Source organism: Shimia biformata, assembly GCF_016888515.1.
In the GTDB taxonomy this organism is placed as follows: domain Bacteria; phylum Pseudomonadota; class Alphaproteobacteria; order Rhodobacterales; family Rhodobacteraceae; genus Shimia_A; species Shimia_A biformata.
On record NZ_JAFEJK010000001.1, the window covers coordinates 588,634 to 604,768 of the forward strand.

General features: G+C 61.5%; 13 protein-coding genes. 11 read left to right on the forward strand and 2 right to left on the reverse strand.

Going from position 1 to position 16,135, the window contains the following annotated elements:
• The first annotated feature begins 29 nt into the window (after nucleotides 1-29).
• The 7 genes from JQ863_RS02785 (at nucleotide 30) to JQ863_RS02815 (ending at nucleotide 8,558) form a co-directional block, all read left to right on the forward strand.
• Entirely contained in the window at nucleotides 30-1,301 is a 1,272-nt protein-coding gene (locus tag JQ863_RS02785; RefSeq protein ID WP_204112805.1) for an RsmB/NOP family class I SAM-dependent RNA methyltransferase, read from the forward strand.
• 91 nt (nucleotides 1,302-1,392) lie between these two features.
• The gene (locus JQ863_RS02790; RefSeq protein WP_239113197.1) at nucleotides 1,393-3,138 is read left to right on the forward strand and encodes a heparinase II/III family protein; all 1,746 of its coding nucleotides are present in this window, start codon (nucleotides 1,393-1,395) and stop codon (nucleotides 3,136-3,138) included.
• A gap of 19 nt (nucleotides 3,139-3,157) precedes the next feature.
• Nucleotides 3,158-4,747, forward strand: coding sequence for a bifunctional phosphoribosylaminoimidazolecarboxamide formyltransferase/IMP cyclohydrolase (gene purH / locus JQ863_RS02795; protein WP_204112806.1), 1,590 nt, complete (start codon nucleotides 3,158-3,160; stop codon nucleotides 4,745-4,747).
• 39 nt (nucleotides 4,748-4,786) lie between these two features.
• On the forward strand, nucleotides 4,787-5,254 hold the full coding sequence (gene lspA / locus JQ863_RS02800; RefSeq protein ID WP_204112807.1) for a signal peptidase II: 468 nt from the start codon (nucleotides 4,787-4,789) through the stop codon (nucleotides 5,252-5,254).
• A 51-nt stretch (nucleotides 5,255-5,305) separates the two neighbouring features.
• Entirely contained in the window at nucleotides 5,306-5,821 is a 516-nt protein-coding gene (locus JQ863_RS02805) for a DUF3035 domain-containing protein (protein WP_204112808.1), read from the forward strand.
• 107 nt (nucleotides 5,822-5,928) lie between these two features.
• Nucleotides 5,929-7,263, forward strand: a complete 1,335-nt coding sequence (locus tag JQ863_RS02810; protein WP_204112809.1) for a M16 family metallopeptidase — start codon at nucleotides 5,929-5,931, stop codon at nucleotides 7,261-7,263.
• On the forward strand, nucleotides 7,260-8,558 hold the full coding sequence (locus JQ863_RS02815; RefSeq protein WP_204112810.1) for a M16 family metallopeptidase: 1,299 nt from the start codon (nucleotides 7,260-7,262) through the stop codon (nucleotides 8,556-8,558). Before JQ863_RS02810 ends, JQ863_RS02815 begins: the two co-directional genes overlap by 4 nt.
• Before the next feature lie 95 nt (nucleotides 8,559-8,653).
• Here the strand turns inward: JQ863_RS02815 and JQ863_RS02820 are convergent, their stop codons facing one another.
• Together JQ863_RS02820 and deoC are read right to left on the reverse strand one after the other, a co-directional pair.
• A complete protein-coding gene (locus JQ863_RS02820; RefSeq protein ID WP_204112811.1) occupies nucleotides 8,654-10,999 on the reverse strand; it encodes an aldehyde dehydrogenase family protein in 2,346 nt (781 codons plus the stop codon).
• A 14-nt stretch (nucleotides 11,000-11,013) separates the two neighbouring features.
• A complete protein-coding gene (gene deoC / locus JQ863_RS02825) occupies nucleotides 11,014-12,006 on the reverse strand; it encodes a deoxyribose-phosphate aldolase (RefSeq protein WP_204112812.1) in 993 nt (330 codons plus the stop codon).
• 203 nt (nucleotides 12,007-12,209) lie between these two features.
• Here deoC and JQ863_RS02830 point away from each other — a divergent pair, with 203 nt between their 5' ends.
• The 4 genes from JQ863_RS02830 to JQ863_RS02845 are packed head-to-tail and all read left to right on the forward strand — an operon-like array spanning nucleotide 12,210 to nucleotide 16,120.
• The gene (locus tag JQ863_RS02830; protein WP_204112813.1) at nucleotides 12,210-13,172 is read left to right on the forward strand and encodes a metal ABC transporter solute-binding protein, Zn/Mn family; all 963 of its coding nucleotides are present in this window, start codon (nucleotides 12,210-12,212) and stop codon (nucleotides 13,170-13,172) included.
• A gap of 3 nt (nucleotides 13,173-13,175) precedes the next feature.
• A complete protein-coding gene (locus JQ863_RS02835) occupies nucleotides 13,176-13,982 on the forward strand; it encodes a metal ABC transporter ATP-binding protein (protein WP_204112814.1) in 807 nt (268 codons plus the stop codon).
• A gap of 9 nt (nucleotides 13,983-13,991) precedes the next feature.
• Nucleotides 13,992-15,197 carry a metal ABC transporter permease gene (locus tag JQ863_RS02840; RefSeq protein WP_204112815.1) on the forward strand — a complete coding sequence of 402 codons (1,206 nt, stop codon included), beginning with the start codon at nucleotides 13,992-13,994 and terminating at the stop codon, nucleotides 15,195-15,197.
• Nucleotides 15,194-16,120, forward strand: coding sequence for a metal ABC transporter permease (locus tag JQ863_RS02845; RefSeq protein ID WP_204112816.1), 927 nt, complete (start codon nucleotides 15,194-15,196; stop codon nucleotides 16,118-16,120). Before JQ863_RS02840 ends, JQ863_RS02845 begins: the two co-directional genes overlap by 4 nt.
• Nucleotides 16,121-16,135: the final 15 nt, after the last annotated feature.

Sequence of the window (16,135 nt, forward strand, 5' to 3'; positions counted from 1 at the left end):
CATGGGCAAGCCATCAAAGGAGCGTCCCGATGTCCCAGAGCGGCATTCCCGCCCGCCGCGCCGCGGCCTATCTTCTTGACCAGGTTCTGGGCGAGGCACGGCTGTTGTCAGAGTTGATCGGCGGCGGTGCGTTGAACCGGCTGGAACGGGATGACCGGGCGCGGGCACAGCGCCTTGCCACCGAGACCCTGCGCGGATTGGGTCGTGCGGATGCGCTTTTGTCCAACTATGTCGAGCGGATCCCGCCTTTGCCTGTGCAGAACATCCTTCGGCTGGCGGTCATCGAACTCTGCGCTGGAGGCGCCGCGCATGGGGTCGTAAACGATGCGGTCACACTTGTCGCCAAGACCCGCCAGCATGCCTCGATGAAAGGTATGGTCAACGCCGTGTTGCGCCGGGTCGCCAAGGACGGTCCGACGATGTGGGACACGATGCCGGTGCCGGCGCTTCCCGATTGGCTGCGCGAGCCGCTGGTGGCGGGATACGGGGACAAGGTGGTCGCCGCGATGGAAGTGGCGCATTTCGCCGGCGCGCCGCTTGACCTGACCGCGAAGGGCGATGCTGCTGCCTTGGCCGCAGAAGTTGGCGGCACGCTGTTGCCGACGGGTTCGGTGCGCCTTGTCGAGGCCGGGCGGGTCTCGGGTCTGCCAGAATACAACGCTGGAACGTGGTGGGTACAGGATGCCGCCGCCGCACTGCCCGCAAAAGTGCTGGCGCCGCAAGCTGGCGAAAGGGTGCTGGACCTCTGCGCCGCGCCGGGCGGTAAGACGATGCAAATTGCAGCAACGGGCGCGACGGTCACGGCGGTCGATGATGCCAAGTCGCGCATGGCGCGGTTGGAAGAAAATCTGACCCGCACGAAGCTGAGCGCCGAACTCGTCACCATGGATATGCGCAAGTTGACCGGGGAATGGGACGCCATCCTTCTGGATGCGCCCTGTTCCGCCACCGGCACGATCCGCCGCCATCCCGATTTACCCTTTGCCAAGGACGGGTCGGATTTCATGGCGCTTATCAACCTTCAGGCGCGGATGTTGGATCATGCCCTGACTTTGCTGAAACCCGGCGGGCGGTTGGTTTTCTGCACCTGTAGTCTTTTGCCGGACGAGGGCGAATGTCAGATCGACGAAGTGTTGAAACGGCACCCTGACCTGACCGTAGACCGCGACGCGCTGGCTCTTCCCGGGGTCGATATGGGCTGGATCACTGAAGAAGGCGGGCTGCGGTTGCGTCCAGATTACTGGGCGGACAAGGGTGGCATGGACGGCTTCTATATGGCGATGCTGCGCAAACCTGCCTGATCCTCAATCCGCCGACATTCCGGCGGTGACTTTCGCTTGAGTCGGCGCTATCATCGCGGCCAAACGCCCGAAGAGCGTAGAGGCAGAGCGCATGTCCAACCCAGACAGCCCAAGCGCGCGCTGGACGCGCCTGATGCACCGTGTTCACGCACGGGGCAGCACGCTTGCGCGTCCTGCGACAGCTTTCACCTCGATGCCGGAACCACGCACCATTGGCAGCTATGCCAAGGGCAAGCAACTGGTGGCGGGGAATTTCCTTTTTGCCGGGCACCTGGTGACAGCGCCCGATCGCGGCATGTGGGAGATCGCGCCGCCTGACGATGTGTTTGACGCGGACCTTCACGGTTTTGCCTGGCTTGACGATCTGGCTGCGGTGGGCGACCCGGCGGCGCGCGGCAAGGCGCAGGATTGGTTATGGAGCTGGATCGACAGGTTCGGTACGGGGCGCGGAGCAGGCTGGACACCAGATCTGACCGGGCGCCGTCTGATCCGCTGGATCAACCACGCGCCCTTCCTGTTGCGCGGGCGCGACGGAGATCAAAGCCGGGCCTATTATCGGTCGCTTGGTCAGCAGACGATCTTTCTCAGCCGCCGTTGGAAGAAGACCGCGCCGGGCTTGCCTCGGTTTGAGGCGCTGACAGGGCTGATCTATGCCGGGCTAGCCTTGGAAGGTATGCGGCGGCACGTGGCCCCGGCGCTGGCAGCGCTCGACCGGGAGTGTCGCGCACAGGTGGACGAGCAGGGCGGTATCCCGACTCGAAACCCCGAGGAATTGCTGGAAGTCTTCACGCTGTTGACCTGGGCGGCAACCGCGTTGGCCGAGGCGGAAATGCCGCTCTCCAAGGATCACACCGCCGCGGTGGAACGCATCGCCCCGACGCTGCGCACCCTGCGCCATGCCGATGGCGGACTGGCGCGTTTTCATGGCGGGGGACGCGGACTTGAGGGGCGGCTGGACCACGCACTGGCCGAAAGCCAAGTCAAGACCAGCCAGCCCGATGGGTTGTCCATGGGCTATGCCCGCCTGTCGGCGGGGCGCACCAGCGTCATCGTCGACGCTAGCCCACCGCCAACCGGGGTGGCTTCGGTCAATGCCCACGCTTCGACCCTTGCCTTCGAGATGACATCGGGACGGCGGCCGGTCATTGTCAACTGCGGTTCCGGTGCCAGCTTTGGCGAGGACTGGCGCCGCGCGGGTCGGGCCACGCCGTCCCATTCGACCCTGTCGCTGGACAAGTATTCTTCGGCCCGGCTGGGTGAGGTTGGATCGGGCAATTGGCGTGAGGAACAGTTGATCGACACGCCCAAAGAGGTGCCGATCGAAATCAGCCCCGCCCCGGACGGGCTCCGGTTTCAGGGGGGGCACGATGGTTACGTGCGCACCCATGGTCTGACCCACGCGCGGACGCTGGAACTGACCTTCGACGGGCGCGGCATGGTGGGTGAGGAACTGATCATCGCGTTGGAGGATACCCACAAGAAACGGTTTGATCGGGTGCTGGACGCCAAATCCCTGCAAGGCGTGCCGTTTGACTTGCGATTCCATCTGCATCCCGAGGTCGATGCGGCCGTGGACATGGGAGGTGCGGCGGTGTCATTGGCGCTGAAAAGTGGTGAAATCTGGATATTCCGACACGAAGGGGTGTTCGATCTGGCCCTCGAACCGTCGGTTTACCTGGAAAAATCACGATTAAAGCCACGTGCGACCAAACAAGTGGTTCTATCCGGGGTCGCGTTGGAGTATGCGACCCGCATCCGGTGGTCGCTGGCCAAGGCGCAGGACAGCGCGATTGCTATCAGGGACCTGAACCGGGACGAACTGGACCTGACAACCTGACCCTTGGACCCTGCTCACCATGACCGAAAAAACCCCGATCCGCCGCGCCCTGATCTCTGTTTCCGACAAGACCGGGTTGATTGACCTTGGCAAGGCGCTGGCCGAGCGCGGGGTAGAATTGTTGTCCACCGGCGGAAGTGCCAAGGCGATGCGCGACGCGGGGCTTGAGGTCAAGGACGTGTCCGAGATCACCGGCTTCCCCGAGATGATGGATGGCCGCGTCAAGACCCTGCACCCCAAAGTTCATGGTGGCCTTCTGGCACTGCGGGACAATGACGACCATGTCGCGGCAATGGACGAACACGGGATCGGAGCGATCGACCTTCTGGTCGTGAACCTTTACCCGTTCGAGGCGACCGTCGCGGCGGGGGCCGATTATGACACCTGCATCGAGAACATCGATATCGGCGGTCCAGCGATGATCCGCGCTGCGGCCAAGAACGCCGCTTTCGTGAACGTGATCGTCGACGTCGAGGACTATGACAAGCTTCTGGACGACATGGACCAGCATGGAGGCGCGACCTGCGCCAAGTTCCGCAAGAAGCTGGCACAAAAGGCCTATGCCCGCACCGCTGCCTATGACGCCGCCGTGTCCAACTGGATGGCGGATCAGTTGGCGCTGGAAGCCCCCAAGCGCCGCGCCTTTGCGGGTGAGCTGAAGCAGGCCCTGCGCTATGGCGAGAACAGCCACCAGAAGGCGGCGTTTTACACCGACGGTTCGAACCGCCCCGGCGTGGCGACGGCGGTGCAGCTTCAGGGCAAGGAACTGAGCTACAACAACATCAACGATACCGATGCCGCGTTTGAACTGGTGGCCGAGTTCGATCCCGCCAACGGCCCCGCCGTGGCAATCATCAAGCATGCCAATCCCTGTGGCGTAGCCGTGGGCGCGACGCTGGAAGAAGCCTATCAGAAGGCGTTTGACTGTGACCGCACATCGGCTTTCGGTGGCATCGTGGCGCTGAACATGCCGCTGGACGCGGCCACCGCCGCCAAGATCACCCAGATTTTTACCGAAGTTGTGATCGCCCCGGGTGCGTCGGACGAGGCGAAAGAGATCTTTGCCGCCAAGAAGAACCTGCGCCTGCTGCTGACAGATGGTCTGCCGGACGTGCGTCAGCCGATCAAGGCTTACAAACAGGTCGCGGGCGGCATGCTGGTTCAGGACAAGGATGTCGGCTATGTCGGCATCGAAGACCTGAAGGTCGTGACCAAGAAGGCCCCGGATGAGCAGGAAATGGCCGATCTCCTGTTTGCTTGGAAAGTCGCCAAACACGTCAAGTCGAACGCCATCGTCTATGTCAAGAACGGCGCCACCGTCGGCGTCGGTGCCGGCCAGATGAGCCGGCTGGACAGTGCCAATGTCGCCGCCGCCAAAGCCGGCCGCATGGCCGAGGAACTGGGACTGGACGAGGTGCCGACCAAGGGCTGCGCTGTCGCTTCGGACGCGTTCTTCCCCTTCCCGGACGGCTTGCTGGAAGCGGCCGCCGCTGGCGGCAAATGCGTGATCCAGCCGGGCGGTTCGATGCGGGACGACGAGGTGATCAAGGCGGCGGACGAAGCCGGACTTGCCATGGTCTTTACCGGCATGCGCCACTTCCGCCACTAAGGGTGGATCGATCGGCAGGCAACAAACAAAGGGGCAGCCATGCGGCAGCTTTTCTGGGCAGGGTTCTGGGTATTTCTGGCGGATCAGGCGTCAAAATACCTGGTGGTCCACCATCTGAACCTGTGGGAGGTCGGCCGGATTGACGTCTGGCCGCCTTTCCTGACCTTTCGCATGGCTTGGAACGAGGGCATCAATTTCGGGCTTTTCGCCAGTGGATCAGGTTCGACCCGTGCCATTTTGATTGCCATAGCATTTGCGGTGATTGCCTTTGTCCTGTGGTGGGTCCGAAAGGATCAACCGGGGCGGTTGGCGATGATTTCGGCCGGGGTGCTGATCGGTGGGGCAATCGGCAACGTGGTGGACCGCCTTCTTTACGGCGCGGTTGCGGATTTTCTGAACATGTCGTGCTGCGGCATCGACAATCCCTTTGCCTTCAATGTCGCCGATATCGCGATATTCGCCGGGGCGCTGGGTTTGCTCCTGTTCACCGGCAAAAAGCCTGCGTGACGTGGTGGCGGAATTGGTTTAAAACCCCTTTGAGGTTTGAGGAGAGCGGCAATGTCCCTGTCTAGGGTGGCAGTTTTGGTTCTGGCAATGGGCCTGAGTGCCTGTGCCAAGCAGGATGGGCTGCGCGTTCTTAGTCCGACCGGTGACGGCCCGGATGAATTCCGCATTGTCCCGCATAAACCGCTTGAAACTCCGAAATCCTACGCCGAGTTGCCCGCGCCCACGCCGGGCGGCACGAACCGTACCGATCTGACACCAAAGGCGGACGCGGTTGCTGCGCTGGGCGGGTCGCGCAAGGCAGTCGAAGATCGTGGCGTGTCGTCGTCCGACGGGGCTTTGGTGTCCTATGCCTCGCGCTCGGGTGTTGAAGCCGATGTCCGGCAGGTGGCGCGGATCGAGGATGAAGAGTACCGCAAGAAACGCGGGCGTTTTGGTCGGTTCCGGCTGAAGAAGGACGACTTCTACGACAAGGTCTATTCCCCGCTGTCGCTTGAGCAGACGGATGAGGTCTGGCGCTGGCGTCGTGCCGGTGCGCGTACGCCGGCCTATCCTGCCGACCTGCGATGAGCGGCGGGCATTAAGTCCTCACAAACCCGTTTGATCCCTTGAAGCTGTCCCGGCGGTGCGTAACTAATGACGCACGTCACAAGGCAATGAGCATCGCAAGGGTAGGTATGAAACGTTACTTGGTATTTTTGGCATGGCTGGCAGCAACAGCCCTGCCGGTGCGCGCGGCCGAGCAGGTCACGAGCTTTACGCTGGACAACGGCATGGACGTAGTCGTTATCGAAGACCACCGCGCGCCGGTCGTGACCCACATGGTCTGGTATCGTGCTGGGTCGGCGGATGAGACCCCAGGGGTCTCAGGCGTGGCTCATTTTCTGGAACACCTGCTGTTCAAGGGCACCGACACGTTGAAACCGGGCGAGTTTTCCGAACGAGTGGCGGCAAACGGCGGTACGGATAACGCTTTTACCTCGAATGATTTTACCGGCTACTTCCAGCGCGTCGCCAATGACCGGCTGGAACAGATGATGGCGATGGAGGCCGACCGTATGGTCAACCTGCGCCTCAGCGAAGCCGATATCCTGACCGAACGCGACGTTATCATCGAGGAACGCAACCAGCGGACCGAAAACAGCCCCGGCGCATTGATGCGGGAACAGATGAACGCGGCGCTCTATATGAACCATCCCTATAGCGTGCCGATCATCGGTTGGCGCCACGAGATGGAGCGGCTGACATTGCCGGACGCGCTGGCCTATTATCAAGAGTTTTATGCCCCGAATAATGCCATTCTGGTGGTTGCGGGCGATGTCTGGCCGGATGAGGTGAAGGCGCTGGCGGACAAGTACTATGGCGTCATACCTGCCAATCCCGACCTGCCCGAGCGGGTGCGCACTACTGAACCGCGCCATTTGGCCGAACGCCGCCTGATCATGCGGGATGCGCGTGTGGCGCAGCCCTATGTAACGCGGTCTTATCTGGCTCAGGAGCGCGACCCTGGCGCCCAGCGCGAGGCGGCTGCATTGACATTGCTTGCCGAGGTTCTTGGTGGTGGCGTGACTTCGGTTCTGTCGGAAAAGTTGCAGTTTGAACGTCAGATTCTGGTTTACTCTGGCGCGTTCTATCGTGGCGTGTCACTGGATCGCACCAGCTTTGACTTAACCGTTGTCCCGGTGCCCGGCGTCTCGCTGCAAGAGGCGGAAGATGCGATGGATCAGGTAATCACGGAGTTCCTGGAAACTGGAGTTGATGAAGGCCAGCTTGCGCGCATCAAAACCCAGATGCGGGCCTCGGAAATTTATGCGCGCGACAGCGTTGACGGGATGGCCAATCGCTATGGTCGTGCGCTGAGTTCGGGTCTGACCATCGAGGACGTGATGGCGTGGCCCGACATCGTGCAGTCGATTACCTCGGACGAGGTGATGGCTGCCGCGAGAACGGTCTTTGACAGGAACAAATCGGTCACCGGCTGGCTGATGTCGGATACGGAGGTGTCGAAATGATCCGGTTTGTGCTGACAATTGTCGCTTTCCTCGCTGCTGTCCCGGCTTTGGCCGAGATCAAGATCAAGGAAGTCACCTCGCCGGGCGGGATCACTGCATGGCTGGTCGAAGAACACTCGATCCCCTTCGTTGCGCTCGAATTGCAATGGCGGGGCGGCACCACGCTGGATCCGGAAGGCAAAACCGGCGTCACCAACCTGATGATGGGGCTATTGGAAGAGGGATCGGGGGAACTTGATTCCCGTGCCTTCGCGCGCGAGGTCGAAGAGCTTGCTGCCAGCTTCAGCTATCGCGGCTATCGTGACGCGGTCACTGTATCGGCCCGATTCCTGACCGAAAACCGCGATGCCTCGGTCAGCCTGCTGCGCAAGTCGATAATCGAACCGTCGTTCCCTGATGAGGCGATTGAACGGGTGCGCGGGCAAGTTCTTTCCATCATTCGCTCGGACTTGTCCGATCCTAGCGAGATCGCAAGCCAGAGTTTCAACAGGCTTGCCTTTGGTGACCACCCCTATGCCAACCCCACCAACGGCTACGAGGACACCGTGGCAGCGTTGACGCGGGACGACATCGTCGCGGCACATCAGGCGGTGATGGCAAAGGACAACCTGTTTGTCGGCGTCGTGGGTGACATCACCGAAGCCGAGCTGGGCGCGATGCTGGACGATCTTCTCGGTGACCTGCCCGAGACCAGCGCCCCGCCCCCCACCCGCGCTGAGGTCGCATTCGAAGGCGGAACGACTGTTGTCGAATTCGACACGCCGCAATCGGTTGCCATTTTCGGTCACGAAGGCCTAAAGCGCGACGATCCCGATTTCTTTGCTGCCTACCTTCTGAACCAGATCCTGGGTGGTTCCGGGTTCGACAGCCGCCTCATGACAGAAGTGCGCGAGAAGCGCGGGCTCACTTATGGCGTCTATTCTTTCCTGGTACCGATGGACCATGCCGAGCTTTACATGGGGCAGGTCAGTTCGGCCAATGACCGGGTGGCCGAGGCGATCGAGGTGATCCGGGTTGAATGGGCGCGAATGGCCGAAAATGGACTTACCGATGAAGAACTGGCCAAGGCAAAAAGCTATCTTACCGGGGCTTATCCCCTGCGGTTTGATGGCAATGGGGCGATTGCCAGCATTTTGGTCGGGATGCAGGCCGAGGGGCTGCCGCTTGATTATGTCGCAACCCGCAATGACAAGGTGAATGCGGTCACGCTGGACGACGTGAACCGGGTCGCGCGGGAATTGCTGCGCCCTGAGAAGCTGCATTTCGTGGTGGTCGGAAAACCCGAAGGGGTGTGACGTCTGCGCGATACGATCCCGTTTCACCCTCGGATTGCCGGGTTCAAAAACCAATACAAAGGGCGGCGCTTTTTGATGCCGCCCTTATTTGTCGTTCACTCGCCGTATGGCACCCAGATATTCTTGACCTCGGTCGCTGCCTGAAGGAAATCCCGGCCTTCGCCGGCCGCGCCAAACCAGTCGCGGGTCTGGCCGTTGTTGACCCAGGTGCGCTTGATGTTGCCGGCGCTGGCCTTTTCGATGTCCCGTGCCAGGTCGGTTGACGAAAAGCTCCAGACCGCGTCAACGTCAAGGTGACTTGCCAGCGGTTTTGCAAGTTCGCCATGCGCGCCCGTCAGGATGTTGACCACACCCGCAGGCACGTCCGAAGTCTCGAGCACTTGGTAGAAATCGGTTGCCGCCAGGGGGAAAGGTTCTGACGCGATCAGAACCGCGCGGTTGCCCATCGCAATGGCCGGTGCCATTACCGAAACCAGACCCAGAAGCGGCAGGTCGTCGGGGCAGAATGCGCCGATGACGCCAACCGGCTCTTTCATCGCCAGCGCCACGCCCCGGATCGGGACGCCATGTGCCTGCCCGTCATATTTGTCGGCCCAGGCCGCATAGGTGAACAGGCGGCGGATCGACGTGTCGACCTCTTTCGCGCCATTGCGTCCGCCGTTCAGCGCGTTGATACGGGCAGCGAACTCATCTGCTCGGGCCGACAGGTTTTCTGCAATGTAGTATAGAATCTGTGCCCTCAAGTGGCCGGTGGTCTTGGCCCAGCCAGACGCCGCATGTGCCGCCTCAACAGCGTTTCGGATGTCCTTTCGGTTGGCGATTGGTGCCTGGCCAAGAAGCGCGCCGGTGCGCGAATAAACATTGGCCGAATAGCCACCGTCGGGCCGCGCCTGTTTGCCGCCGATATACATCTTGGCCGTGCGGTCCAGCGGGTCCGTAGGGCCCTTGTCGCCCTTGAAGGCTTCGATCGTAGTCAACGGCCTGGTCTTGCCCTTTGGCTTGGTATAGGCCGAAAGGCCCTCCCATCCGCCTTCGCGTCCAAAGCCGCTTTCACGCACGCCGCCAAAGCCGGCAGCCGCGTCAAACAGGTTGGTGGCATTGACCCAGACCACACCCGCGACCAGCTTGGGCGCGATATCCAGCGCCAGGTTCACGTTCTCGGTCCACAGCGTTGCCGCCAGCCCGTATCGGGTGTTGTTGGCCAGTGCCACGGCCTCACCAGGGGTGCGGAATGTGGTCGAGACCAAGACAGGACCGAAAATCTCTTCCTGCATCAGGCGGTCGGACGGCGCCAGCCCGGTGATCAGGGTTGGTGGGTAGAAACAGCCTTCGACCGGCATGTCGATCGGGGCATGATAAACCTCGCCTGCTTCGTTTGCGGCTACCATGTCGGTGATCGTCTTCAACTGCACCGGATCGACGACCGCGCCGACGTCGATGCATTTGTCCAGCGGATTGCCCATGCGCAGACCCGCCATGCGTGCCTTCAGCCGGTCATGGAACCGGTCGGCGATGCCTTCCTGCACCAGAAGGCGTGACCCGGCGCAGCAGACCTGACCCTGATTGAACCAGATTGCGTCAACCAGCCCTTCGATGGCTGAGTCAATGTCAGCGTCGTCAAAGACGATGTAGGGTGATTTCCCTCCGAGTTCGAGCGTCAGGGACTTGCCCGATCCGGCTGTTGCCTCGCGGATACGGCGACCGACCTCCGTCGATCCCGTGAAGGCGATCTTGTCGATGCCGGGATGATTGACGATCATCTCACCCACAGCACCGTCGCCGGTGACGATATTTACGACACCATCGGGCAGCCCGGCCTGCTGGCAGATATCGGCAAACAACAATGCGGTCAGCGAAGTGTATTCGGCAGGCTTCAGAACGACAGTGTTACCCATTGCCAGCGCCGGAGCGACCTTCCAGGCGAGCATCAGCAAGGGAAAGTTCCACGGGATGATCTGACCGCAGACACCAATTGCCTCGCGGTCAGGCAACTCGGACTCCATCAACTGGGCCATGCCCGCGTGATAATAGAAGTGGCGTTGGACGAGGGGGATGTCGATGTCCCGGCTTTCGCGGATCGGCTTGCCGTTGTCCAGGGTTTCAAGAACAGCGAACAGGCGGGAGTGCTTCTGCAGCAATCGCGCGATGGCATAGAGATAGCGCGCGCGGCCATGGCCACCCAGCTTTTGCCACTTGGCCTGCGCCTTGCGTGCCGCGTCAACGGCGGCGTCCACATCCGATTGGGTCGCTTGTGTCAGGGTCGCCAGCGTCTCGCCGTTGGCCGGGTTCTGGCTTTTGAAGCCTTTGCCCGTTTCGGTGAAGGCACCATTGATAAAATGGCCAAATTTCGCGCCCTGATCGACGATCCATGCCAGAGCGTCCTCAGCGCTTTCTGGTGCGGGGCCGTAATCCATGCTGTCGAAGATTTCTTTCACGGTCATGAGTATCGGTCCTGTCAGGCCATCGCGTGGCGGTAGTTGGCGGAATAGCTGCCGGTGACGTGGTGTTCCAGTTGGCGTTCGATATCACCCAGCAGCGATGAGGCACCAAAGCGGAACAAGTCGGGTTCCAGCCAGCGGTTGCCAAGTTCATCCTTCATCAAGGACAGATAGACCAGCGCGTCCTTGGCCTTCGATATCCCGCCGGCGGGCTTGTATCCGACGCGGTAGCCTGTGGCCTGGAAATACTCTCGGATCGCGCGGATCATCACCAGCGACACGGGCAGGGTGGCGTTCACGCTTTCCTTGCCGGTAGAGGTCTTGATGAAATCCGCCCCGGCCATCATGCAGACAAGCGAGGCGCGCGCGACGTTGCGCAGCGTGCCCAGTTCGCCAGTGGCAAGGATCGCTTTCACATGCGCTTCGCCGCAGGCCTCACGAAATGCCTTCATTTCATCATAGAGTGCCTGCCAGTTCCCTTGCAGCACGTGGCGGCGGGTAATGACGATGTCGATTTCTTCAGCCCCGGCCGCAACGCTTTCCTCAATCTCTTTCACCCGCAGGTGAAAGGGGGACAGCCCGGCGGGAAAGCCGGTTGAAACGGCGGCAACCGGGATACCCGACCCTTGCAGCGCGTCGACGGCAGTCGGGACCATGTCGTGATAGACGCACACCGCGCCGGTGGTCAGGCCGGTCATGCCAAGCGCATCGAGGATGTCGGCGCGCACGGGTTGTTTTGCCTTGGCGCACAAGCGGCGCACTCGGCCTTCAGTATCGTCACCCGCCAGCGTGGTCAGGTCTATACAGGCGATGGCCCGGCACAGCCACGCGGCCTGGTAATCCTTCTTTACCGAACGCCGCCCCGGAAGCGTCGCCGCACGGCGCTCGATCGCGGAGGTATTCGCCTGCACCCGACGCACCCAGTCGAGATCCAGTGCCATGCCGGGATTGCGCGGTTCCAGCGTCTGCGGCAGCTGGTGAATGTCACTTGTCGTGGTCTGGCTGGTCATCGCCACCCCCTGTTCACGTCTTTGATCAAGCGTGTCACGCGGCCCTTGCCTTTTCAAGCGCCGGTTCGGGTGGGCTTGAACAGAATTTGTCCATTTGGTCAATAAAATTCGATCCGAAAGCTGCAATTGCGAACCATTCTCACAATTGTTGACTTAGTTGAGAATAAGTCGCATATTCATTTCAGCGAAACAGGAGGTCCCTCATGCGATTCTCGCGTCGTTCGATTCTTGCTCTGGGTGCGGCTAGTGCCGTGTCTGCAGGCACGCCTGTATGGGCGTCCGGGCGGCTGTCGGTTGTTGCCACCACCGGCATGATCGCTGATGCAGCGCGGCAGGTTGGCGGAGACCTTGTTGAAGTGAAGGGCTTGATGGGGCCGGGGGTTGATCCCCATGCCTATCGCCAGACCCGAAGCGATATCGTTGCCATGACTCGCGCAGACCTTGTGCTGTGGCACGGGTTTTATCTCGAAGCGCAAATGGAGGACTTTTTCCACAAACTGGAAAAACGCGGCACTGTTGCGGCCGTGGCCGAGGGTCTTCCGCGCGACGTGCTGCGCAGCCATGAGGATTACGCCGACAAGTTCGACCCGCATGTCTGGATGGTGCCCGAGCTTTGGGCGATGGTGGTGGAACAGGTGCGCGACGCGCTGATTGGCGTCGACCCGGCCAATTCCGCCACCTATCAGGCCAATGCCGCCAACCACATTGCGGATATTGCGCAGCTTGCCGATTATGCGCGCAGCGCAACCGCCACCATTCCTGACGCGCAGCGTGTTCTGCTGACGGCCCATGACGCCTTTGGCTATTTTGGCGCGGCTTACGGGATCGAGGTGATGGGTGTCCAAGGCATCTCGACCGAATCCGAGGCCGGTTTGAACCGGATCGGTGAACTGGTCGATCTTCTGGTTGCCCGTAATATCGGCGCTGTTTTTGTCGAAAGCTCTGTCTCGGATCGCAACATGCGGGCCCTGATCGAAGGCGCGGCTGCCAAGGGGCACGAGGTCATGGTCGGGGGCGAGCTTTTTTCGGATGCGATGGGAGAACCGGGAACGTATGAGGGCACTTATATCGGCATGATCGACCATAACGTGACGACGATTGTCGCGGCGCTTGGCGGTGATGTGCCAGCGCGCGGGTTGAACAACAAATTGTCGGCCGGGAGTTAAGTCATGAGTGTCGAACTGGCGGCAAACATGGGCACCGTCCCCGAGGTCGAAGCCCTAGACCACAGCCCGCTGGCAGTACGTGGCCTGACGGTCAGCTATGGTCAGAAACCCGCCGTTTTCTCTGTCGACATGACGATTCAGCCCGGCTCGATGACCGCGATCATCGGCCCGAACGGTGCAGGTAAGTCGACGCTGTTGAAGGCCGCCTTGGGGATCATCAAGCCACTGTCGGGGCAGGTATTTTGTTTCGGCAAGCCACTGGCACAATTGCGCGACCGGATTGCATACGTACCGCAGCGTGCCAGTGTCGATTGGGATTTTCCGACCCGCGCCATCGACGTGGTGCTGATGGGCCTTTACCGAGAGCTGGGTCTGTTGCGCATGGTTCGTCCGGCGCATCGCGAACGCGCCATGGCGTGTCTTGATCGTGTCGGCATGGCCGATTTCGCGGACCGGCAGATCGGACAGTTGTCCGGGGGGCAGCAACAGCGGGTCTTTCTGGCCCGCGCATTGGCGCAGGATGCCGATCTCTATCTTCTTGACGAACCCTTTGCCGGGGTCGATGCCGCCACGGAAAAGGCAATCATCCACGTCCTGTCCCACCTGCGCAGAAACGGCAAAACCGTTGTCGCGGTGCATCACGACCTGGCTACGGTCCGTGACTATTTCGACCGGGTGTTCATCATCAACACCCGCAAAGTCGCCGAAGGTTCGGTCGAGACCGCATTTACCGAGGACACGTTGCAAATTGCCTATGGCGGGCGGCTGGCGACCGGACAGATCGACCAGTTGGGTCTGGTCGTGGGCTGACCCGGTCCCATGCTGTTCGACGCGCTTTTCCTGCAACTTGGCTACAACGCCTCGCTGGTGGCGATCGGCGCGGGGTTTCTGGGCATTGCCGCCGGTGTGACCGGCACTTTTCTTTACCTGCGAAAACAGGCGCTTCTCAGCGATGCAATCAGCCATGCGACCCTGCCGGGTGTCGGGCTTGCCTTTGTGCTGATGGCGCTGGTGGGCGGGTCGGGCCGTTTCCTGCCGGGCCTTCTTCTGGGCGCGGCGCTGTCGGCCGGGATCGGGCTTTTATGCGTTTCGGCACTGACACGCCGCACTCGCCTGTCCGAGGATTCGGCAATCGGCGCGGTTCTTTCAGTCTTTTTCGGGTTTGGCATCGTGATCCTGACGGTGATCCAGACCATGTCGACAGGCCGTCAGGCCGGATTGGAGAGTTTCCTTTTGGGCTCGACAGCAGGGATGCTGTTCAATGATGCGGTGGTAATCGCTGCCGGGGGCGCGCTGACCCTGTTGGCGGTTCTGCTGTTCCGCCGCCCCATGGGGCTGGTGGCCTTTGACCCGGAATATGCCGCCGCTCGCGGGTTCAACGTCGCACGGATTGATCTTGTCATCATGACCCTGGCGCTGGCGGTCACTGTCGTTGGTCTCAAGATCGTCGGGCTTATCCTTGTCGTCGCGATGCTGATCATTCCGCCGGTTGCGGCGCGGTTCTGGTCGGACAGGATGGAGGTCGTTGCGCTTCTGTCGGGTCTGTTCGGAGGTCTTTCGGGATGGGCCGGAGCGGCGATCTCGGCCACGGCTCCGGCCCTACCAACCGGGCCTATCATCGTGCTGGTCTGTTTCGGTTTGTTCGTTCTGTCGCTGTTTCTTGCACCGGGGCGCGGACTGCTGGCGGCTTTGACGCGGCATCTTCGGTTCCAGCGGCGGGTGCATTTGCGTCAGGGGTTGCTAGCACTTGCCCAAGGGCAACCGATCTACGAACGCCTGACCTTGCGCCTGTTGCGCCGCGCGGGTCTGGCGCGCGCTGACGGGGTCGCCACCGACGAAGGTCGTGCCCGTGCTGCCAAGGCTCTACGCGACGAAAAACGCTGGGAACTGGTCCGCTCTGACCCTGATTTTGCCGCAGCGGCCCTATCATATGATGGGCTGGCAGGAATCGAAACTGTGCTGACTGTCGATCAGATTGCCGAAATCGACAACCGTATCGGTGCCCCGCGCGAGGTAACGTCATGAGTGGCGCCGAGTTTGTCCCACTGTCTCTGCCGCCCTTGCTGATCGGGATACTGGCTGCGGTTGCCTGCGCCTTGCCCGGCAACTTCCTGGTCCTGCGCAAACAGGCGTTGATCGGGGATGCCATTAGTCATGTCGTTTTGCCTGGAATTGTCGTTGCTTTCCTTGTGACGGGTACCGTGGGCGCTGGGCCGATGATGCTGGGCGCGATGGGGTCTTCGGTGGTTGCCGTGGGTCTGATCGAGGCGATCCGGCGACTGGGTCGCATCGAGCCCGGCGCGGCGATGGGTGTTACATTTACTGCCATGTTTGCCGCCGGGGTGCTGCTTCTGGAACAATCCGACACTTCGTCGGTCCATCTGGACGTCGAACACGCGCTTTATGGCAATCTCGAAAGCCTGATCTGGCTGGACGCAGTCGGATGGCAATCGTTGCTGGATCCGGTGGCGCTTGCGGGGTTGCCCCCCGAACTGCCACGCATCGGGTTGACCTGCCTCTTTGTCATTGCGTTCACATCAATCCTGTGGCGCCCCTTGAAGATTTCGACCTTTGATGAGGGCTTTGCCGCCACAGCGGGCATGCCGACGACGTTGATTGGTCTGGCACTCGTCATCGTCGCAGCCCTGACCGCGGTGGCGGCCTTTGATGCGGTGGGGTCGATCATTGTGATCGCCATGTTCATATGCCCGCCCGCCGCCGCGCGGCTGATGACCAATCGGCTTGAAACCCAGATCGGCTGGAGTGTCGTCTTCGCGGTGCTGTCCGCCGCTCTTGGCTACGTGTTGGCGGGCTATGGTCCGCTCTGGCTGGGGCGGGATAACGCGGTCAGCGCGGCCGGGATGATCGCCACCGTATCGGGGGCGATCCTTGCCCTTGCAGCGCTGTTCGGCCCCTGCCGCACCCGTACCGGCGCCCCGGCAAGTTGACCGAAACTTCACTGG

Coding starts and splice junctions, on each gene's coding strand:
- JQ863_RS02820 (WP_204112811.1), bottom strand. CDS start 10,999: ATGACCGTGAAAGAAATCTTCGACAGCATGGATTACGGCCCCGCACCA.
- JQ863_RS02845 (WP_204112816.1), top strand. CDS start 15,194: ATGAGTGGCGCCGAGTTTGTCCCACTGTCTCTGCCGCCCTTGCTGATC.
- JQ863_RS02805 (WP_204112808.1), top strand. CDS start 5,306: ATGTCCCTGTCTAGGGTGGCAGTTTTGGTTCTGGCAATGGGCCTGAGT.
- deoC (WP_204112812.1), bottom strand. CDS start 12,006: ATGACCAGCCAGACCACGACAAGTGACATTCACCAGCTGCCGCAGACG.
- JQ863_RS02785 (WP_204112805.1), top strand. CDS start 30: ATGTCCCAGAGCGGCATTCCCGCCCGCCGCGCCGCGGCCTATCTTCTT.
- purH (WP_204112806.1), top strand. CDS start 3,158: ATGACCGAAAAAACCCCGATCCGCCGCGCCCTGATCTCTGTTTCCGAC.
- lspA (WP_204112807.1), top strand. CDS start 4,787: ATGCGGCAGCTTTTCTGGGCAGGGTTCTGGGTATTTCTGGCGGATCAG.
- JQ863_RS02790 (WP_239113197.1), top strand. CDS start 1,393: ATGTCCAACCCAGACAGCCCAAGCGCGCGCTGGACGCGCCTGATGCAC.
- JQ863_RS02835 (WP_204112814.1), top strand. CDS start 13,176: ATGAGTGTCGAACTGGCGGCAAACATGGGCACCGTCCCCGAGGTCGAA.
- JQ863_RS02810 (WP_204112809.1), top strand. CDS start 5,929: ATGAAACGTTACTTGGTATTTTTGGCATGGCTGGCAGCAACAGCCCTG.
- JQ863_RS02815 (WP_204112810.1), top strand. CDS start 7,260: ATGATCCGGTTTGTGCTGACAATTGTCGCTTTCCTCGCTGCTGTCCCG.
- JQ863_RS02840 (WP_204112815.1), top strand. CDS start 13,992: ATGCTGTTCGACGCGCTTTTCCTGCAACTTGGCTACAACGCCTCGCTG.
- JQ863_RS02830 (WP_204112813.1), top strand. CDS start 12,210: ATGCGATTCTCGCGTCGTTCGATTCTTGCTCTGGGTGCGGCTAGTGCC.